Below are 19684 nucleotides of genomic sequence, written 5' to 3'. Positions count from 1 at the left end.
GCCAGCCTCGCACAGACCGGCACGCCCCGCGAGGCCCGGCTCAGGCCGCGGCGCGCGCTCCGGCGACGAGCCCGTCGAGCAGGTCGCGCCCCTCGGGCCAGGCGCCCAGCCCGCTGTCGGCGTTGATGTGCCCGAGCGCCCCGGCCGACACGAACGCGGCACCCCAGGTGCGTGCGAGCGCAGCCGAGAACTCGCGCGTTCCGAACGGGTCGTTCTCGCTGCCGACCACGAGCGCGGGAACCCCGAGCTCCCCCGCCCCGATGCCCGCGAACTCGTGCGCCGCCTCGGGATAGCGGTCGCCCTCGGGGTCGGCGGGCGCCACGAACAGCACCGCCGACGCGCGACCCGGATTGCGCAGCAGCCACTCGGCGAACGCGATGCACCCCATGCTGTGCGCGACGACGACCGCCTCGGGGCCGGCCTCGGCGCTCGCCCGGTCGATGGCGGCGATCCAGTCGACGAGGCGCGGCTCATCCCACGACGACGGGGCGATGCGCACGGCTCGCTCGAGCTGCCGCTCCCAGTGCGTCTGCCAGTGACGCGGGCCCGAATCGTAGATGCCCGGGACGATGAGGTGGGTGGTCATGGCACCATGCTGCCAACGCGGGCGACGCCCGTCACGTCATGTGACCGTCGATGACCGCGCATCTCGCGACGCGACGGCGCGCGGCTCACGCCTCGGCGACGCGGCCGCCCTCGACGTGCCAACGCCGATCGAGGCGCACGTGCTCGAGCATGCGGCGGTCGTGGGTCACGAGCAGCAGCGTGCCGTCGTAGCCCTCGAGCGCCTGCTCGAGCTGCTCGATCGCGACGAGGTCGAGGTGGTTCGTCGGCTCGTCGAGCACGAGCACGTTCACCCCGCGCGCCTGCAGCAGCGCCATGCCGGCCCGCGTGCGCTCCCCGGGCGAGAGGTCGTCGACGGGTCGCAGCACATGGTCGGCCTTGAGCCCGAACTTCGCGAGCAGCGTGCGCACCTCGCCCGAGGCGAGCTCGGGCACGAGGGCCTCGAACGCGTCGGCCAGCGGCATCCGCCCGGCCAGTTGCGAGCGCGCCTGGTCGATCTCGCCGATTGCGACCGACGACCCGAGGCTCGCGCGCCCGTCGTCGGGCTCGATGCGCCCCAGCAGCAGCCCGAGCAGCGTCGACTTGCCGGCGCCGTTCGGGCCGGTGATGCCGATGCGATCGCCGCCCGACACCTGCAACGACACCGGCCCGAGCGTGTAGTCACCGCGGGTGACGGATGCCGCGGCGAGCGTCGCGACCACCGCCGACGACCGGGGCGCCTGGCCGATGGTGAACTCGAGCTTCCACTCCTTGCGGGGCTCCTCGACCTCGTCGAGGCGGGCGATGCGACTCTCCATCTGGCGCACCTTTTGCGCCTGCTTCTCGCTCGACTCGCTCGCGGCCTTGCGGCGGATCTTGTCGTTGTCGGGCGACTTCTTCATGGCATTGCGCACGCCCTGGCTCGACCACTCGCGCTGCACGCGGGCACGCGCGACGAGGTCTGCCTTCTTCGACGCGAACTCCTCGTAGTCTTCGCGGGCGTGCCGGCGCACGGTCTCCCGCTCCTCGAGGTAGGCGTCGTAGCCGCCGCCGTAGACGCGGTTCGCGTGCTGCGCGAGGTCGAGCTCGAGCACCTTCGTGACGGTGCGCGCGAGGAACTCCCGGTCGTGGCTGACGAGCACCACTCCCCCGCGCAGGCCCGCGACGAACGCCTCGAGCCGGGCGAGGCCGTCGAGGTCGAGGTCGTTCGTGGGCTCGTCGAGCAGCACGAGGTCGAATCGCGAGCAGATGAGCGCCGCAAGGCCGACGCGGGCCGCCTGCCCGCCCGAGAGGCCCGTCATGAGCGAGTCCGCCGTGATCGTCGAACCGTCGGCGGAGCCCCCGCTGCCGCCGGCACCGACCGTCAGGCCGAGCTCGGCGAGCACGGCCGGCAGCCGCTCGTCGAGATCGGCCGCGCCGGCGGCGAGCCAGCGTTCGAGGGCGACCGAGTACTCCTCGCCGGCGTCGACCCCGGGCGGCGGCTCGGGCAGCGCGAGCAGCTCGGCCGCGGCATCCATTCGAGCGGATGCCTCGGCGCAGCCGGTGCGGCGTGCCACGTACTGCGCGACGGTCTCGCCCTCGACGCGTTCGTGCTCCTGCGGCAGCCAGCCGACGAAGGCGTCGCTCGGGGCCAGCGACACGGTGCCGGCGAGCGCGGGGACCGCCCCGCCGAGGATGCCGAGCAGGGTCGACTTGCCCGCGCCGTTCGCACCGACGACGCCCACGACGTCGCCCGGCGCGACCGTGAGGTCGAGGTCTTCGAACAGCGTGCGGTGGGCGTATCCGCCGGCGAGGCCCTGAGCCACGAGGGTTGCAGTCACCGGTCAACCCTAGCCACGCACGACTGTGCGGTCGCCGTGCCGTCCGCCCAGCCTCAGCGCCGCCACTGGTACGGCGTCGTCGTCGACACCTGCACGAGCCCGGCGCGTTCGAGGATCGGGCGGGAGTACGCGGTCGAGTCGCTGTGGAGCAGCGTCTTGCCGAGGGCGAGAGCAGACTGCGCGCGCACCGCGACGAGTGCCCGGTAGATACCGCGACCGCGCCACTGCTCGCGTGTGGCGCCGCCCCAGATGCCGGCGAAGTCGCTGTTCGCGACCGGGTCGAGCCGGCCGGCGGCGACGATGTCGCCGGTATCCGTCTCGGCGACCCAGAACTCGAGGCCGTCATCGGCCGCGAGCCGCCCCATGACGGCCGCGATGAACGCCTCTGACGGCTGACTGCCGAACACGTCGTTCTGCATGCGATTCATGGCGCGGACGTCACGTTCGTCCCGAACGCGGCGCAACGAGACGCCATCGGGCACGCGGACGTCGACGGCGAGCGCGGCCACCGGGCCGATCATGATCGCCTCGGGCGCCTCGGGTTCGAACCCGTGCGCGAGCAGCGCCTCGTGCAGGCCCGGCGCGATGTCGTGAGAGCGGGTCTTCCACTCGACCTGGACGATCTGCGGCATCCGCTCGAAATGGGCGACCGCATCGGCGACGAGTGCGGCGACGCCCGCGGCATCCGCCCCGCCGAGGTCGCGGTAGCTGATGAACCCGCGGCCGCCGCCGTAGTCGACGAGCCGAAGGGGGCCGAGGTGCTCGATCGCGAGCGCGCCCGGCGTCTCGGCATCGGTTCGCAGTTGCTCGTCGTACGCCCGCAGCAGGGCTGCCCGGTCGCGCATGCCGTTCACGTCACCCACGACCTCACTCGAAGACGGGCGCGAGGAACCGGCGTTCGTAGCGTCGGATGCACTTCGTCTCGACCGCGTAGCGGTACGCCTCGACGCACTCGGGGTCGTCGGTCGAGGCGAGGCGGTAGCGCTCGTAGTCGGCGAGGGACGGGAAGGTGAACAGCGCGAAGGCCTCGTCGCTGTCGCCCTCGCTCGGCAGGAAGTACCCGTGGTGCGTGCCGCCGAGGCGGTCGACGAGCCGGATCCACCGTCGCCCGTACTCGCGGAACTCCGCGATCTTGTCGGCGTCGATCTCGTAACGCAGGTGCACGGTGATCATGCGGCTCATCTCCGGGGTTCGAGGTGCAGGCGCACCATGGGGATCTGCGGGTGCGCCGAGCCGGTCGCCCGGCTGATCGACCGCTCGAGCATCTCGAAGGCCTTCGGATGCCGCGCGGCGTACGCCTCGAGCAGTCTCGCACTCTCCTCGTCGTCGAGGAGTTCGGCGCGTGCGGGCACCCGGGTGCGGGCCCCGACGCTGACGCCGCAGCGCGGTTCGGCGCGCAGGTTGCGGTACCACTGCGCGTGCGGTCCGAACCCGGAGGCCACCACCACCCGGTCGGGCGCCTCGCGTTCGACGGCCTCGAGCACCACGTATCGCCGTTCACCGCTCGTGCGACCGCGGTGCTCGAGCAGCAGCATCCGCCCGGCGAAGAGGAATCCGAAGCCGGCCCGGAAGATCGGGATGGGGGCACGGACCGCCCACCGCGTCGTGAGGAATGCCGTTCCGAGGTCCATGCATCCACCCTCTCGCGAGCGCGGCGCCGAGACAAACGCGGTTGCAGCGACGCGACGCCTGGACATGGACCGCCGGACATGCGCCGCCGGACATGCGTCGCCGGACATATGCGCTCGCATAGGGTTGCCGGATGCTCCGACGACTGCTGTCCCGCGTCTACTGGGCCTGCAGCAGATGGAGTCTCTCCAGCGAGCCGGCGCCCGATCGTCCGACCGTCCTCATCGGCGCACCGCACACCTCGAACTGGGATTTCGTGCTGATGCTCGGCATCGCGTGGCGTCTCGGCATCGACTTCCGTTGGCTCGGCAAGAAGAGCCTGTTCGGCGGATGGCGCGGACCGATCATGCGGGCTCTGGGCGGCATCCCCGTCGACCGCGCCGACCCGAGCCGCGTCGTCGGCGAGGTCGTGGATCGCATCCGCGGGGGCGAGGTCTTCGGCCTCGTCGTGACGCCCGACGGCACGCGTGGCAACAACACGTACTGGAAGTCCGGGTTCTACCGCATCGCCCGCGAGACCGGCATGCCCGTCACCCTCGGTTACGTCGACCGCACGACGATGACGGCGGGCCTCGGCCCCACGATCGACCTCACGGGCGACGTCGCCGCCGACATGGACGTCATCCGGGCCTTCTACCGCGACAAGGCCGGACTCCGCCCCGAACGCCGCACCGAGCCGCGACTGCGCGACGAGACCGCGGCGGGCGTCTGACGCGACCGGGCGCCGACTTCCGCCTCCGCGCCGGTGCCGCTCACTCGGCGGGGCTCGCGAGGTCGAGCTCCGTCTCGGCGACCGCGATGACCGACCAGGTGCCTCCGCCGGCGTCCGTGAACTCGTAGGCGGGCACGACGACCACGCTGCCGTCGGGCTGCCACTGGCTCGCGAGCCCGAGGCGAGCGCTCACGATCTCGACCCGGTTCACGGGCCAGGAGATCGCGACACCGGATGTCGGCGCCGGCGGCGGCGCGGTCGGGGGCACCCACTCGGCCGCCTGATCGGGGGCGGCATCCGTTCGGACGGCGAAGGGCATGGCCGTCATCTGCGCCCCGAACCGCGGGTCCGAGAGCCGCTCGAATGCCTCCTGCTCGCTGACGATCGCGTACTCGCCGAGGGGGATGATCTCGGCGAGCGAGCCGTATGCGCTCAACAGCCCGCCCTCGGCGACCTCCGCGTTCCACGGCTGGTCGAGTCGCTGGCCGTCGATGACCGGCCATGCCTGCGCGGTGCGGGTGACCGACCCCTCCCACGTCTCGGAGGTGTACTCGAACGCGTCGGCGTCGCGGCCGGTCGCGCCGATGACCGAACGGAGCGCGTCGACCGCGGTCGATTCGCTCGGCGACGTCCCGGTCGGCTCGCAGGGCTCGACGACGTCGGGCTCGATCACGCCGGGCTCGATGGTCGGATCGACGGCCTCTGCCGATTCGGAGCTCTCGGCCCCGTCGCCCGTCGGCTGGCACGCCCACGGGTCGAGTCGCGGGTCGTAGTACGAGAAGCCCAACGTGCCGTCGAGGCCGACCGTGAGGCTCGGCGCGCTGCCGTCCTGCGGGCCGACCAGCCAGGATCCGTCGCGCAGTTCGGGCGTTCCCTCGACGCCGAGGGCGGCGGCGAGCGCGGCGACGTTCTCGGCGTTCGACGCGGCGCCCGCGTCGTAGCCGTAGCCTGCCGCGGACCCGGCGCTCGTCGAGAGGCCCGACGCGCTGAACTCGTTGCGGCCGAACCCCGACGGGTAGCTCAGGTCGGCGGACATCTTGTCGGCCGCCCCGGCGACCGCGTCCGAGCCCGCCGCGATCTCCGGCGTCGCTCCGCTGGCGACGCCGGGCAACGAGATGGGCGGCGCCGCCGCGTCGGCGAGGCCCGTCGAGCCGCCGTTCGCGGCGCCGAGCGCATACCCGGCGCCGCCGAAGATCGCGAGGGATGCCGCGACCGCCGCGACCGGGATCCACTTCGGCCGTCGACGACGACGTTCGGCGGCGAGATCGGCCGTCGGCGCGACGCGAGCGGATGCCTCGGAAGCGGCGGATGCCTCGAGCTCGATGCCCTCCTCCGCCGTCGCCCGCGCCACGACGGCCTCGGCGAATCCCGCACGAGGCTCGACGCTCGCGGCCGGGTCGGCGGCGCGCAGCCGTTCGAGGGGATCGGACTCGTGTTCGTCGTTCATGGGGTCGCCCTTCGCCGGATCGCGGTTCACTCAGGCATATGTCCGTCGCGGCCGGAACCTTGCAGCCGGCCGGAACCTTGCACTCCGCCGGAACCTTGCACTCAGAAGGTCTGGCGCTCGCCCCAGGCGTCGCGCAGGCGCTTGCGGGCCCGTGACAGCGCGGCATCCGCCCCCGACCTCGAGATGCCGAGCACGGACGCGAGCTCCTCGCCGTCGAGTCCCTCCCAGGCGTGCAGCAGCAGGATGCGCCGGTCGCGCTCGCCGACGCTCGCGAGCGCGCCGCGCAGTTCGGCGTCGAAGAGCACGCTGAGCTCCGGGTCGTCGGCGACGCGCACCGACCCGGTCTCGGGCAACTCGTCGACGGGCAGGTCGACGTGCTTGCGCCGGTGGTTCGCGAGGGTGAACCCCGCAGTGCGGTAGAGCCACGGCAGCACGGCCTCCCGCGGAACATCGTCGCGACGTCGCCACGCGGTCGCGAACACCTCGGCGGCGAGGTCCTCGGCGTCCTGTCGAGGGGCGCGACGGGCGAAGTACTTCACGAGCGCCGTCGAGTGCTCGCGGGCGACGCGGGTGAACCAGTCGAGGTCGCCTGACGCCGCCGGGGGCGACGACTCGGCCCGGGGCGACGACTCGGCCCGGGGCGACGGCTCGGGCCGCGCGTCATCGGGCATGGCGGCCTCCCGGCTCGTCTCGGCTGCGTCGGCATCGGTGCTGGCGGTCGTCACGAACAGATTGTGTCGCGGGCGCCGCGGATCTTGCACGGCGCGCCGACGAGCCGCGGTTCCGCATAGTCTGGGAGGAGTCGGGGCAGCACGCCCCGGCCGCCGCGCAGACGAAAGGCCCTCCGTGAAGCTCGCGCACCTGCAGCGCTTCGTCGCCATCGTCGATGCCGACCTGCACGTGCCGCGCGCCGCCGAGGCCACCGGCATCCCGCTCGCCTCGTTCTACTCGAGCATCGACGCGCTCGAGGCCGAGGTCGGGCAGCCGATCTTCTCCCGCGCCAAGGCGGGCTGGGGGCTGACCGAGGCCGGTGCGCTGCTGCTCGACGAAGCGCACCGCCGCATCGCCGAGTCCCCTTCTCCTGCGTCCAGGCCGGCCGTGCCGGCGGGCGGCAAGGCGAAGGCGTCGAAGGGCAAGGGCCGTGCGCCCATCGTGAAGGGCCAGCCGAAGCCCTACAAGAAGCGGCAGGGGCGCTGACCGGCTCCCACCCCGCGTCATGCTCGCTCCCAGCGTTCTCACCGTGAGCCCCCAGAGAGTCCGAATCAGCGCGCGATAGCGTTCGAGCATGCAGATCCAGCGTGCGGCCGATTCGAACGACGATCGCACCCTCGGACTCTCGCTGAGCGGGGGCGCCGCGTTCGGGGCGGCGCACGTGGGCGTACTGCTCGAACTCGAGGCACGAGGCATCCGCCCGGGCCTTGCCGTGGGCACCAGCTCGGGGGCGATCGTCGCCGCGGCCCACGCCGCCGGATTCGACGCCGAGCAGATCGAGCGGGCCGTGCTCGCATTCCGGTGGAGCGACATCGCGCGCTGGTCGTTCGCCCCGCGACTCGGTCTGCTCGACACCCGCGCGATCGGCGACGCCATCCACCGCGTGATCGGCTTCGACCCGCTCATCGAGGAGCTCCCCCGCGGCTTCGGCGCCGTCGCCACCGACCTCCGCCGCCGCCGCGCGGTGACGATCGACCGCGGGCCGCTGAGCATCGCGCTCCGCTCGACGATCGCCGTCCCCGGCATCCTCCCGCCCGTGCGCCGCGAGGGCTCGTGGTTCGCCGACGGCGGCATGATCGACAACGTGCCCGTCGCCGCCGCCCGCGAGCTCGGCGCGACGCGCGTGATCGTGGTGCGCCTGCACGCCAAGTTCGAGAACGTGCGCATGATGCGCACCGTCAACCGCACGGCCGACCTCGTCGACGACCCCTCGGTCGTGCTGATCCAGCCCGAGATGGAGCGCATGGCGCAGTGGAGCATGGTCGACGCCCCGCGTCTCATCGCCGAGGGGCGCCGGGCCGCGGCGGTCGCACTCGATGCGGCGGCGCTCGACGCCGCGGCGCTCAAGCAGGCCGCGCCCGAGCCGGCCGGGTTCGCCGCCGCCGACTGAGGTTCCGCCCGAGCGCGTCCATGCCAGAGATGCAGGCGCGCCGCAACCCCGTGACGATCCCCGTCCTCGACGGTTGAATGGCCCGGAACCCGAGAAAGGCTGGTCTCATCATGGACACGGGCATCTGGATCTGGATCATCGTCGCGGTCGTCGTGATCGCCGTCATCGTGATCGTCGCGGTCATGGTCTCGTCACGACGCCGGGCGCAGCACAAGCTCGAGGCCGACCGCCGGCGTTCCGCCGAGCTGCGGGCGAAAGCCGAGGCGACGGAACGGGACGCACGCGAGCAGGCGGCCGCGGCCGCGCAGGCCGAGGCGGACCGACTGACCGCCCAGTCGAACGCCGCGCAGGCAGAGGCCGACGCGGAGCGCGCCCGACTCGAGGCCGATCGCCTCGCCAACCAGGGCGCCGAGCGCGCCGATCGTGCCGCGGAGCTGCGTGAGCAGGCGCAGGAGCACGCACGGCACGCCGCGGACATCGATCCCGATACGGCGACCGCGGACGAACGTCGCGAGACGGCCGTCGCAACCGAGCGTCCTGTCGATCAGCCCGCCGAGCGGCGTGCGGAGCCCGCGGGCGCGGAGCACGTCGACGATGCGCACACCGAGGCATCCGTCCGCGAAGCACCGGAACCCACGGAGCCGTCGGGCGCGGAGTCGACCCGTCGTACGGAACGCCCCCGCGCGGCCGACGGCCTGGACACGACCGGCACCGGGGTCTGACGACCGCGGGCGGCCGTGCCTCAGACGTTGAAGCGGAACTCCACGACGTCGCCGTCCTGCATGACGTAGTCCTTGCCCTCCATGCGGGCCTTGCCCTTGGCGCGGGCCTCGGCGACCGAGCCGGTCTCGACGAGGTCCTCGAACGAGATGACCTCCGCCTTGATGAAGCCGCGCTCGAAGTCGGTGTGGATCACGCCGGCGGCCTGCGGGGCCTTGTCGCCCTTGCGGATCGTCCACGCACGTGATTCCTTGGGGCCCGCCGTGAGGTAGGTCTGCAGGCCGAGCGTGTCGAAGCCGATGCGGGCGAGCTGGTCGAGGCCCGATTCGTCCTGCCCGGTCGAGGCGAGCAGTTCCGCGGCATCCGCGGGGTCGAGGTCGATGAGCTCGGACTCGATCTTCGCGTCGAGGAACACGGCCTCGGCGGGCGCGACGAGCGCTGCGAGCTCGGCCTTCTTCGCGTCGTCGGTCAGCACGGCCTCGTCGACGTTGAAGACGTAGATGAACGGCTTCGCGGTGAGCAGGCCGAGCTCTTTGACGGGCGAGAGGTCGACGGATGCCGCGGAGAGGGGCGTGCCCTTCTGCAGCGCCTCTTGGGCCGCCTTCGCCGCGTCGAGCACCGAGGGGTCGAGCTTCTTGCCCTTGATCTCCTTCTCGAAGCGCGGGATGGCGCGTTCGAGGGTCTCGAGGTCGGCGAGGATCAGCTCGGTGTTGATGGTCTCCATGTCGGACTTCGGGTCGACGGCGCCATCGACGTGCACGACGTCGGAGTCCTCGAAGCCGCGCACGACCTGCGCGATCGCGTCGGCCTCGCGGATGTTAGCGAGGAACTTGTTGCCGAGGCCCTCGCCCTCGGACGCACCGCGCACGATGCCGGCGATGTCGACGAACGACACCGCGGCGGGCAGGATGCGCTCGGAGCCGAAGATGCCGGCGAGCACGTCGAGACGCGGATCGGGCAGGTTGACGACGCCCACGTTGGGCTCGATCGTCGCGAAGGGGTAGTTCGCCGCGAGCACCTGGTTCTTGGTGAGGGCGTTGAAGAGCGTCGACTTGCCGACGTTCGGGAGACCGACGATTCCGATAGTGAGAGCCACGGGGGTCTATCGTACCGGTGCATCGCCTCGCGGCAGATCGAGCAGCCCGGTGTCGATCACGGGCTCGACCGGCACGGCCGTCGTGCGCCGCACGCGCACGGTGAGGTACACGCCCACGAGCACGACCGCACCGCCCACGATCGCGGCCGGGTCGATCGGGCGGCCGAGCAGCAGCGCGATGATCACCGTGAACACCGGCAGCAGGTTGAGGAACACACCGGCGCGGGCCGGGCCGAGGCTCACCGAGCCGGCGTTCCAGAGCGCGTAGCCGGCGACCGTCGGCAGCAGCACGATGTAGGCGATCGCGAGCGTGCCGCCCACGTCGGCCGGCATCGTGAGCCCGGTGAACGCGATCACCGGCAGCATCGTGAGCGTCGCGAACACGGCCTGCAACGCGGTCGCCGTGATCGGCGGCGTCGTGAGGCGGCGGGCGATGATCGAGTAGACCGTCCACGCCACCACGGCGCCGAGCACGAGCAGGTCGCCCACGCCGAACCCCTGCGCGAACGCCGCGACCGGGTTGCCGCCCGTCAGCACGACGGCCACCCCGACGAACGCGAGCACGATGCCCACGACCTGCGTGCGCGACATCCGATCGCCCAGGAAGACGGCCGCGGCGAGCGCGATGGTGGCCGGGTTGATCGCGCTGATGACGGATGCCGTGACCGAGCCGGTCTGCCCGATCCCGGCGTAGAGCAGCAGGGCGTATCCGGTGAGCCCGAACACGGACTGCACGAGGTGCCACCGCCACTCGCGGGCGGCCGCCCGCCAGTCGGGACGCTCGATGAGCCACGCGATGGCGAGCAGCGGCAGAGCCGCGAGCGACCACCGCCAGAACGTCAACGAGACCGGATCGACCTGCTCCGACAGGATCGCCGAGAACACGAAGTTGCCCGCCCAGAACAGGTTGGCGAGCGCGAGGAGGAAGACGGTCCGACGTCGTGGCACCGAGGAATTCTAGGGCGTGGATTCCTGAGTGGTCGCCGAGAGCCGTTTCGGCAGGCTGACCTGCGGAAACACGCGGTTCGGCCGGCCGGTCCGCGACGGGCGCCGAGGGGGTCGTGTTCGCTCACCCGAGCCGGATGCCGCGCACCTCCAGGAACGGGACCGGATCGACCTGGGAGCCGTTCCGGTAGACCTCGAAATGCAGGTGGCAGCCGGTCGACGCGCCGGTCGTTCCGGACAGTCCGATGCGCTGCCCCTTGGTCACCAGCTGCCCGACCTTCACGAGCACGCCGCCGTCGACGAGATGCGCGTAGGCGGTGTCGGTGCCCGTGCCGTGGTCGATCTTGATGAAGTTGCCGTAGGTGCCGTAGGGTCCGGCGATCGTGACGCGTCCGGATGCCGCGGCCACCACGTTCGCCCGGCATCCGGTGCCGAGGTCGACGCCGCGATGGAACGATCCGGTGCACCCGCCCGGGGTGCAGATCGGATCCCGCGGGCCGAAGTTGTCCGTGATCCTCCCGTTCGCCGGCTTCGCCCAGGCGAGCACGCACGGCGTTCCCGCGGCGACGGGGGCCCGCAGCGCGCCGGTGCCGCCGAGGACCACGCGGGTCGACGGCTCGTGGGTGCGGATCGCCGACTCGATGAGCGGCGGGATGCAGGCCGTCTGCGACAGGTACAGGGGTGCGCCGGTCGCGCCCGCGAGCGCCGAGCCGGCGAGCGCGTCGGCGAAGCCGTTGCCGGTCGCGAGGAACACGGCGGGCGTGTCCATGCTCCCGAAGATCGCGTCGTTCACCGCCTCCGCGGTCAGGTAGCGATCGGGTCCCGCGTGGCGCACCACGGAGAAGCCGGCCCTGGCGAACGCCGACGCGGTCGCGCTGCTCACCACGGCGGTGCCGCCGGCGATGCGGACGGTCTTGACACCGAGCGCGCGCAGCGTGGAGACGGCCGTCGTCGACGCCGCGCCCGCGGCCCCGTCGACGAGCAGCACCGGGATGCCGTCGGCACCGGCGGCGGCCGAGGCGGCGAGCGCGTCCGGATAGCTCCGCCCCGTGGCGATGAACGCCTCGGAGGCGGCCCGGAAGGCGTCGGCCACGACGCGCGCCGACGTGTCGTAGCGGTTCGCTCCGCTGAGCCGCACGACGCTGGGCGCCAGCTTCTGGAGCGCGGAGAAGACGGCGGAGGACAGGATCGCCTCGCCGCCGACGACGACGATGCGCGCGGGCTTCAACCGCACGATCTCGGCGGAAACGGCGGGAAGCAGCGCGCCCCCCGGGGTGAGCAGCACGGGGCCGCCGACGCTCGCCGCGGCCGACGCCGCCGAGAGGGCGTCGGGGAAGTCGGCACCCGTCACGACGTAGACGACGGGCACGCCCGGCGAGTACCGCCCGGAGACGGCCAGCGCGGTGCCGTAGCGGTCTGCGCCCGACAATCGCACGGCGCCGTCCGCGAACGGTGCGATGGCGCTCCCGGCCTTGGCGCTGTCCAAGGGGGCGACGGATGCCTCGGGCACCGCCGATCTCGAGGCCGGGGCCTTCGTCGGGGCGGGCGTCTCGGGCGCTTCTGTCTCGGGGGCCTCGGTGGCGGGCGCCTCGGTGGCGGGAGCCTCCGTTTCGGGAGCCTCCGTCGCGGGAGCCTCCGTCGCGGGAGCCTCCGTCGCGGGAACCTCGGTCGCGGGCGCCTCGGTCTCCGGGCCGGCGCCCGGGGGCTCCTCGGCGGCGGTGCCCTCGGTCTGCGCCCCGCCCGGCGCCTCTGACGTGGACGGAGGATCGGATGCCACGACCGCCGCGAGTCCGCCGGTCGCCGTGGTCGGGTCCGCCGCGACGGCCGCCTCGGACCACCCCCATCCGGCCACGAGCGCCGCGGTCAGTGCCGCCGCCTGGACTGCGAGTGCGATTCGACGCATGTTGACGCCTTCCCCCCCCCTGGACGCCGTCTCACGCTCCCCCCGGAGCAACGGCATCGCTCCTCGCAGTGTACGTGGCGGGTGCGCTCCGGCACAGGGCGGCGTGCCCCGCGTCGTGGTTCAGGAGGCGCGGCGACGAAGGCCCGGCAGTGCCTCGAGTTCGCTCGCGAGCACGCCCGACGCGATCTCCGCGCGGATGCGCCCGCCGAGGTCGACGGCCGCGTCGCGGTACGAGGGCTCCAGCAGCATGTCGAGCACGGCCGTCGCGATCGCGTCGGCATCCGCCCCCTTCGGGAGCACTCCGGCGACGCCGTGGCGGGCCGCGCGTGCGGCGTTCTCGGGCTGGTCGCGTCCGAGCGGGATGCAGAGCGCGGGAACCCCCGCGGTGAGCGCCTTGATGAGCGTGCCGTGCCCGGCGTGGGTGATGACGAGCGCGGCCTTCGGGATCAGCTCGGCGTGGGACGCCGACTGCACGACGACGACGTTCTTCGAGGTCGGGATCTCGTCGGGATCGATCGCGGGGCCGGTGGTGATCACCGCGCGCACGGGCAGCGACGCGAGCGCGCGGGAGATCCGGTTGAGCAGGTCGGCCTGCTTCATGTACGAGCTCGAGAGCCCGACCACCACGAGCGGCGCGTCGCCCGGGGGCAGCTCGATCGATCCCTCCGCGGGGATGTCCTCGAGCACGGGGCCGACGTACCGCGTGTTCGGCGCGTCGGGCGGCGGGTCGTCGAACGCCGAGCCGGTGAGGACGAGCACACGGTCGGCGCGATCCCACTGCTCGCGGGGGTTGCGGACCGGTGCGAGGCCGTGCTCGGCACGGGCAGCGTTGACCGGGCCCATCCCGGCACCGGCGGCCGCGGTCATGAGCGCGTAGGCCGCGCGATCGCGCGCCCGGCCCAGCGCGTTGTGCGCCGGCGCGAGCCCGAGGCCGAACGGCGGGCGCGTGCGCGAGGGCTGCAGGTACACGCTCCCGACGAGCGCCGCGGTCGGGATGCCGCGCGCCTCCGCCCCGACGAGAGCGCCGAGGAGCAGGCCGTCGGCGAGGACCGCGTCGAACGGCTCGGCGTCGAGCGCAGCCGCGACGTCTGCGGCGAAGCGGGCGGCCGGGCCCGTCATGAGGCGATCGCGCACCCGGGTCAACGCGGCGAGTTGCGTGCGGCACTCCCAGTCCTTCAGCACGTCGTCGTCGAGGGCGGTCGACATCCGCTGCGGAGCGGTCGGCCAGATGCGGTGCTCGGCACCCGTGGCGGCGATCGCGTCTGCGAGGGTCGGGTCGCCGTAGACGACGACCTCGTGGCCGCGGTCGACGAGCAATCGGGCGATGCCGAGGTTCGGCGGCGTCGCGCCGCCGCCGTCCCACACGGCGAGCAGGTATCGCATGATCACTCCTTCTCGAGGATGCCGACGATCAGCCGGCTCAGCACGGCACGGGTCTGCTCGGCGGAACAGCCCAGGTCGCGGCGCAGCAGCTTCCAGGTGCCGACGTCGGTGGCGGCGTACAGCGCCGTGACGGCCTGGTCGCGCCCGGCCTCATCGGCCGCGAGCCGCGGCTCGAAGACCGTTGCCAGCCAGCGCCGATGCTCGCCGCGCGCGTGCTCGAGCAGCGAGTGGAGCACGGGTTGGCGATCGGCGTCGGCGACCGTGCGCCAGTTGCCGTCGCCGAACATCTCGTAGTGCCGCATGAGCGCCTCGACCGCCCCGTCGACGTCGCCCGGCGCGACGTCGCCGCGCAGGTCGACCACTTCGTCGGCGAAATGGCCGATCGCGGCGGTGAGCAGGCCCTCCTTCGAGCCGAAGTGGTTGAACACCGTCTGCACCGTCACCCCGGCCGCCTCGGCGACGCCGGCGAGGGTCACGTCGTCGTAGTGCGCGTCCGCGAAGCGCGCGCCGGCCGCACGGAGGATGCGCTCGCGAGTGCGCACCGCGGCCGCCGACCGCGCCGTCATGTCGTACTCGCGAGCCGACTGCGCCATACCCGAAGCATCCTCGGGTTTTGATGCATGGTCAAGTGAAAACTTGAACGGCATGCAAATGACTCGAGCCGACGCCCGATCGCCTCGCAGCGCGGTGCTGAGGTCAGGCTTCCAGCCGCGCCCGGAAGCACCGGGTCACGTACGGCACCGCGAGATCGGCCGCGCCCGCGACATCCGGATGCGTGTCCAGGAGTGCGCCGAGCGCGGCGAGGGTGGCCGCCTGCTCGGCGGGCGCAGCGGTGATGAAAAGACTCCGCGAGCGCACGAGTTCGAGGAACCGCTCGCGCGACATCCGCTCGACCCATTCGACCGTGTGCTCCTCGACCGCGCCGAACGGGGCGCCGATGCGCACGTAGGCCTCGAAGGTCGCGCTGGCGTCATGTCGCTCGTGCATGATCTCCCCCGCCTCGCGCAGCCACTCGGCACGCAGGTCGCGGCTGTTCCACACGAGCCCGAGCACGCCGCCGGGACGCAGCACGCGCGCGATCTCGGGCACCGCACGGTGCGGCTCGAACCAGTGCCACGCCTGCCCGGCGACGACGGCGTCGAACGAGTCGTCCTCGATCGGGATCTCCTCCGCCGTGCCGAGGATGCGCGGCACGGCCGGAACCGAGAGCTCGAGCTCGTCGAGCATCTCCTCGACCGGGTCGACGGCGATCACGTCGCGGTCGAGCGCCACGAGCGCCTCGGTCAGCTTGCCCGTGCCCGCGCCGAGGTCGAGCACGTCGAGCGCATCCCCGATGAGCCAGGCGACCGCCTCGGACGGATACCCCGGGCGGGCCCGATGGTAGACGGATGCCGCGGCGCCGAACGACCTCGCCGCCTCGATCGTGCTCGGGGCCGACGGATCGCCGAGCGGCGGCGCGGGAACGGGCGACTCGGACATGCGCTCATTCCACGCCCGCGGCGAGGCATCCGTCAAGCGTCTGCGGGTCGTGGCACGATGCCTGCGTGCCAGTGGACTTCACCGCGATCGACTTCGAGACCGCCAACCCGTCGAGCGCTTCGGCCTGCTCGATCGGCCTCGTGAAGGTGCGCGACGGCGCCGTCGTCGATCGGCTGCACCGGTACATCCGCCCGCCGTTCCCCCACGACGAGTTCTCGGAGTGGAACGTGCGCGTGCACGGCATCACGCGCGACATGGTGGCCGACGCCGCCGATTGGGCCGCCCTGCTCCCGGTCTTCCGCGATTTCGCGGGCGGCGACGTGCTCGTCGCGCACAACGCCGGATTCGACCTGCGCGTCATCGAGCAGACCACCGCCGCCTTCGAGCTCGAGGTGCCGAATCACCGGTCGCTCTGCAGCCTGCAGGTCGCCCGCAAGACGTACCACCTCGAGTCGTACCGCCTGCCCGTGGCCGCGATGGCCGCCGGCTTCGAGGACTTCTCGCACCACGATGCGCTCGCCGACGCCGAGGCGTGCGCCGCGATCATGGTGCACGCGGCTCGCAGGCACGACGTCGACGACCTCGACCGCCTCGCGCACGTCACACGGGTGTCGTTCGGGGCCATCGGCCGCACGGCCGTGACGGAGCGCGCCGCCGCCCACGGCCCCATGGCGCTCCAGTAGCGCCGGCGGCGGCGTCCTCGCCCCCTCGCCGCGTCGCCTGACGGACGATGTCGGAGGCCCCTGCGACACTTGCTCGCATGGAGATCCTGCTGCTGGTCATCGGCCTCGTCGTCGGCATCGCGCTCGGTGCGCTCGCCACCTGGTTCCTCGTCTCGAGGCGCTCGAACGACGCCTCGGCCGACCTCGTCGCCGTCGAAGATCCCGCGCTCGTCGAGGCGCGGCATCAGGCGGTCGTGGCGGCGCTGCAGGCCGACGGCTCGGCCGAACAGGCCCGCATCCGTTCCGAGGAGCAGGCGGTGCAGGCCGAGCTCCGCGCAGAGCTGGCGGCGGTGCAGGCCACGACCGTGGGCCTGCGCGAGCAGATCGATTCGGCGCGCGCGCAGTACCGCGAGATCGTCGAGCGCCAGCGCTCCGAGCAGCAGCAGCGCGAGGCGCGCGAGGCCGCAGACAGCAAGGTGCTCCAGGCGCTCGCGCCCGTCAAGCAGACGATCACCGAGATGCAGGCGAAGGTCACCGAGCTCGAGACGCAGCGCCACCGGCAGCACGGCGAACTGAGCCAGCAGCTGAAGATCGCGGCCGAGAACGAGGAGCGCCTGCGGTCCACCGCCGAAACCCTGGCGTCGGCGCTCCGTTCCAACAGCACGCGCGGTGTCTGGGGCGAGACCCAGTTGCGCAGCGTCGTCGAGGCCGCCGGCCTGCTCGAGCGCGTCGACTTCGACACGCAGGCGTCGATCACCTCCGACTCGGGTGCCGGTCGCCCCGACATGGTCATCCACCTGCCGGGCGGCAAGAACATCGCCGTCGACGCGAAGGTGCCCTTCAACGCTTACCTCGAGGCCAGCCAGATCCCGGCGACGGCGGGCGGAGACCTCGCTGCGCGTCGCGAGAGCCTCATGAAGCAGCACGTCAAGGCCGTGCGCGACCACATCACCGCACTCGGCGGCAAGACGTACTGGAACGGGCTCAACGCCTCACCCGAGATGGTCATCGCGTTCATCCCGAGCGAGTCGCTCGTCTCGAGCGCACTCGAGACCGACCCGGCGCTCCTCGACTACGCCTTCTCGAAGCGCGTCGCACTGGCCTCCCCCGTCACCCTGTGGTCGGTGCTGAAGACGGTCGCGTTCAGCTGGCAGCAGGACGTCCTCACAAAAGAAGCGAAGACCCTCTTCGACCTCAGTCGCGAGCTCTACACGCGTCTGTCGGTCACCGCAGGCCAGATCGAGAAGCTCGGTCGCACCATCGAACGCACCGTCAAGGACTACAACGCCTTCGTCGGTTCACTCGAGACCCGGGTCATGCCCACCGCCCGCAAGCTCAAGGCACTCGACGAGACCAAGGTGCTCGCGCAGCTCGAGGGCATCGAAGAGAGCCCCCGCGAGCTCACGGCCTACGAGTTCACCGCCGCGGCGTCCGCAGGCGCCGCCGCGATCGAGTCGGGCCCCCGCGATGACGAAGCTCGCGCGACCGACGGCACGCAACTCGATCTCGGCGACGTCGACGCCGGGTTCAGCGCAGACATCGACCCCGAGATCCGCTCGATCTGAACTTCGGGCGGCCATGCCGCGCGCCTTCGGTCCTGCGCGCCTCAGGCTCCGATGATGCTCAGCACGTTGCCCGCCGGGTCGCGGAACCAGCAGATGTCGGGCCCCTGCCCGCTCCTCGAGCCCCACGCGATTCCGCGCTCGTCGGTGCCGAACGAATGCGGTTCGTCGTAGATCTTCGTGACGACCCCCGCCGCGTTCAGGTCGTCGACCGCGGCGCCGATGTCGGGCACCACGAAGTTCAGGATCGTGAACGAGGCCGGCTCGTGCTCGTCCTTCGGGTACACGAACACACCCTGGCCCGACGGCAGCGCCAGACGCAGGCCGCCCATCGAATCCTCGACCCCGAGCCCGATGACCCCGCCGTAGAACGCCCGCGCGGCGTCGACGTCGCTCACGCTGAAACCCGGAAACGCATCTTCCAACTGCACCATGATCCCCCTCGCTCGCGCCCACCCTTGCACATCGACGACCCTGCGTCGAGTGCCGCGAGGCGCCACCGGCGGGCAGCACCCGAGGTACGAGGCCCGACCGTCAGACCTCGGTGTCGACGAGCCACTTCTCGACGAGGTGGTCGGCGACGATGCGCCGGATCGTGCCCGACTTGCCGCGCAGCACGATCGACTCCGTACGCACGATCGGCCCCTTCTTGCGTACGCCCTCGAGCAGTTCGCCGTCGGTGACGCCGGTCGCGACGAAGAACGTGTTGTCGCCGCGCACGAGGTCGTCGAGCTCGTACACCCGATCGCAGTCGAGGCCCGCGGCCTCGCCGCGCGCCCGCTCGGCATCGTCCTTCGGCGCGAGGACGCCCTGCATGAACCCGCCGAGGGCCTTGATCGCGCAGGCCGTGGTGATGCCCTCGGGGCTGCCGCCGATGCCGACGCACATGTCGATGCGCGACTCGTAGCGTGCCGCGTTGATGCCGCCGGCGACGTCGCCGTCGCTCATCAGGCGAGTGCCGGCGCCCGCCTCGCGGATCTCGGCGATGAGCTGCTCGTGGCGCTCTCGGTTCAGCACGGCGACGCGCAGCTCGCTCACGTCCTTGCCCTTCGCGGCGGCGAGCGCGCGCAGGTTCTCGCCGATCGGGCGGCGGATGTCGACGACGCCGATGCCCGTGGCATCCGTCACGATCTTGTCCATGTAGAACACCGACGACGCGTCGAGCATGGTGCCGCGATCGGCGACCGCGATGACCGAGAGCGCGTTGTGCCGGCCCGCGGCGGTGAGCGAGGTGCCGTCGATCGGATCGACCGCGATGTCGCAGGCGGGGCCGCGCCCGGTGCCGACGCGCTCGCCGTTGAAGAGCATGGGGGCGGCGTCCTTCTCGCCCTCGCCGATCACGACGACGCCGTCGAAGCTCACCGTGCCGAGGAAGGCCCGCATCGCGTCGACCGCGGCGCCGTCGGCACCGAGCTTGTCGCCCTTGCCGATCCACGGGTAGGAGCGGATCGCCGCCGCCTCGGTCGCCCGCACGAGTTCGAGCGCGATGTTGCGGTCGGGGTGGCGGTACAGACTCTCGGCGTCCTGGCTCATCATCTTCGAGTGATCCTCCGGTGTCGGTGCGTGCGGCCCACGCACCCCCGGTCGGGGCCGTCGGCGCGGCTCGCGCTCGCCTTCAGCCTAGGCACGCCCGCGACAACATCGCCGGTTTCCAGAACGCCGAAGGCAGAAAGAACAGCGAA

Annotated in this window: 21 protein-coding genes; 6 read left to right on the top strand and 15 right to left on the bottom strand. The window is 72.3% G+C overall.

The window, feature by feature from the left end; all coding sequences use genetic code 11:
- Positions 1–40 precede the first annotated feature (40 nt).
- The 5 genes from GQQ92_RS01610 to GQQ92_RS01590 all read right to left on the bottom strand — a co-directional run bounded on the left by GQQ92_RS01610 (position 41) and on the right by GQQ92_RS01590 (position 3994).
- On the bottom strand, positions 41–586 hold the full coding sequence (locus tag GQQ92_RS01610; protein WP_156997487.1) for an RBBP9/YdeN family alpha/beta hydrolase: 546 nt from the start codon (positions 584–586) through the stop codon (positions 41–43).
- An 85-nt stretch (positions 587–671) separates the two neighbouring features.
- A complete protein-coding gene (locus GQQ92_RS01605; RefSeq protein WP_156997486.1) occupies positions 672–2363 on the bottom strand; it encodes an ABC-F family ATP-binding cassette domain-containing protein in 1692 nt (563 codons plus the stop codon).
- A 53-nt stretch (positions 2364–2416) separates the two neighbouring features.
- The gene (locus tag GQQ92_RS01600; protein WP_156998117.1) at positions 2417–3208 is read right to left on the bottom strand and encodes a GNAT family N-acetyltransferase; all 792 of its coding nucleotides are present in this window, start codon (positions 3206–3208) and stop codon (positions 2417–2419) included.
- 22 nt (positions 3209–3230) lie between these two features.
- The gene (locus tag GQQ92_RS01595) at positions 3231–3536 is read right to left on the bottom strand and encodes an NIPSNAP family protein (RefSeq protein WP_156998116.1); all 306 of its coding nucleotides are present in this window, start codon (positions 3534–3536) and stop codon (positions 3231–3233) included.
- A 5-nt stretch (positions 3537–3541) separates the two neighbouring features.
- On the bottom strand, positions 3542–3994 hold the full coding sequence (locus tag GQQ92_RS01590; protein WP_156997485.1) for a nitroreductase family deazaflavin-dependent oxidoreductase: 453 nt from the start codon (positions 3992–3994) through the stop codon (positions 3542–3544).
- Between the two features lie 131 nt (positions 3995–4125).
- On the opposite strand from GQQ92_RS01590, the gene GQQ92_RS01585 reads away from it, so the two are divergent.
- Positions 4126–4704: a 1-acyl-sn-glycerol-3-phosphate acyltransferase gene (locus GQQ92_RS01585; protein ID WP_156997484.1), complete on the top strand. Its 579-nt coding sequence runs from the start codon at positions 4126–4128 to the stop codon at positions 4702–4704.
- Between the two features lie 40 nt (positions 4705–4744).
- On the opposite strand, the gene GQQ92_RS01580 is transcribed toward GQQ92_RS01585, so the two are convergent.
- Together GQQ92_RS01580 and GQQ92_RS01575 are read right to left on the bottom strand one after the other, a co-directional pair.
- Entirely contained in the window at positions 4745–6151 is a 1407-nt protein-coding gene (locus tag GQQ92_RS01580; protein ID WP_156997483.1) for a hypothetical protein, read from the bottom strand.
- A gap of 101 nt (positions 6152–6252) precedes the next feature.
- Positions 6253–6876, bottom strand: coding sequence for an RNA polymerase sigma factor (locus tag GQQ92_RS01575; protein ID WP_232057427.1), 624 nt, complete (start codon positions 6874–6876; stop codon positions 6253–6255).
- Between the two features lie 121 nt (positions 6877–6997).
- Here GQQ92_RS01575 and GQQ92_RS01570 point away from each other — a divergent pair, with 121 nt between their 5' ends.
- From GQQ92_RS01570 to GQQ92_RS01560, 3 genes are all read left to right on the top strand, one after another.
- On the top strand, positions 6998–7348 hold the full coding sequence (locus tag GQQ92_RS01570; protein WP_156997482.1) for a LysR family transcriptional regulator: 351 nt from the start codon (positions 6998–7000) through the stop codon (positions 7346–7348).
- Between the two features lie 88 nt (positions 7349–7436).
- Complete coding sequence (locus GQQ92_RS01565) at positions 7437–8252, top strand: patatin-like phospholipase family protein (RefSeq protein WP_156997481.1); 816 nt, start codon at positions 7437–7439, stop codon at positions 8250–8252.
- Between the two features lie 110 nt (positions 8253–8362).
- Positions 8363–8974 (top strand): hypothetical protein, encoded by a 612-nt coding sequence (locus GQQ92_RS01560; RefSeq protein WP_156997480.1) that lies wholly within the window; start codon positions 8363–8365, stop codon positions 8972–8974.
- A 20-nt stretch (positions 8975–8994) separates the two neighbouring features.
- On the opposite strand, the gene ychF is transcribed toward GQQ92_RS01560, so the two are convergent.
- From ychF to GQQ92_RS01530, 6 genes are all read right to left on the bottom strand, one after another.
- The gene (ychF, locus tag GQQ92_RS01555; protein ID WP_156997479.1) at positions 8995–10068 is read right to left on the bottom strand and encodes a redox-regulated ATPase YchF; all 1074 of its coding nucleotides are present in this window, start codon (positions 10066–10068) and stop codon (positions 8995–8997) included.
- Positions 10069–10074: 6 nt separating this feature from the next.
- Complete coding sequence (locus GQQ92_RS01550) at positions 10075–11016, bottom strand: DMT family transporter (protein WP_156997478.1); 942 nt, start codon at positions 11014–11016, stop codon at positions 10075–10077.
- Between the two features lie 121 nt (positions 11017–11137).
- Positions 11138–12916 (bottom strand): cell wall-binding repeat-containing protein, encoded by a 1779-nt coding sequence (locus GQQ92_RS01545; protein ID WP_156997477.1) that lies wholly within the window; start codon positions 12914–12916, stop codon positions 11138–11140.
- Positions 12917–13036: 120 nt separating this feature from the next.
- On the bottom strand, positions 13037–14299 hold the full coding sequence (locus tag GQQ92_RS01540; protein ID WP_156997476.1) for a nucleotide disphospho-sugar-binding domain-containing protein: 1263 nt from the start codon (positions 14297–14299) through the stop codon (positions 13037–13039).
- 2 nt (positions 14300–14301) lie between these two features.
- Positions 14302–14892, bottom strand: a complete 591-nt coding sequence (locus tag GQQ92_RS01535) for a TetR/AcrR family transcriptional regulator (RefSeq protein ID WP_197738030.1) — start codon at positions 14890–14892, stop codon at positions 14302–14304.
- A 103-nt stretch (positions 14893–14995) separates the two neighbouring features.
- The gene (locus GQQ92_RS01530; RefSeq protein ID WP_156997474.1) at positions 14996–15778 is read right to left on the bottom strand and encodes a class I SAM-dependent methyltransferase; all 783 of its coding nucleotides are present in this window, start codon (positions 15776–15778) and stop codon (positions 14996–14998) included.
- Between the two features lie 65 nt (positions 15779–15843).
- Here GQQ92_RS01530 and GQQ92_RS01525 point away from each other — a divergent pair, with 65 nt between their 5' ends.
- A complete protein-coding gene (locus GQQ92_RS01525) occupies positions 15844–16461 on the top strand; it encodes an exonuclease domain-containing protein (protein ID WP_156997473.1) in 618 nt (205 codons plus the stop codon).
- 77 nt (positions 16462–16538) lie between these two features.
- Positions 16539–18005, top strand: a complete 1467-nt coding sequence (gene rmuC / locus GQQ92_RS01520) for a DNA recombination protein RmuC (RefSeq protein ID WP_156997472.1) — start codon at positions 16539–16541, stop codon at positions 18003–18005.
- A 41-nt stretch (positions 18006–18046) separates the two neighbouring features.
- Here rmuC and GQQ92_RS01515 read toward each other — a convergent pair whose 3' ends face one another.
- Together GQQ92_RS01515 and glpX are read right to left on the bottom strand one after the other, a co-directional pair.
- Positions 18047–18436, bottom strand: coding sequence for a VOC family protein (locus GQQ92_RS01515; protein ID WP_156997471.1), 390 nt, complete (start codon positions 18434–18436; stop codon positions 18047–18049).
- Between the two features lie 100 nt (positions 18437–18536).
- Positions 18537–19538 carry a class II fructose-bisphosphatase gene (gene glpX / locus GQQ92_RS01510; protein ID WP_372493412.1) on the bottom strand — a complete coding sequence of 334 codons (1002 nt, stop codon included), beginning with the start codon at positions 19536–19538 and terminating at the stop codon, positions 18537–18539.
- Between the last annotated feature and the right edge of the window lie 146 nt (positions 19539–19684).

This window comes from Agromyces terreus (assembly GCF_009749465.1).
GTDB classification, from domain to species: Bacteria; Actinomycetota; Actinomycetes; order Actinomycetales; family Microbacteriaceae; genus Agromyces; species Agromyces terreus.
The sequence above is the reverse complement of the archived record's forward strand: the minus strand, read 5'-3'. Positions and strand labels throughout refer to the sequence as shown.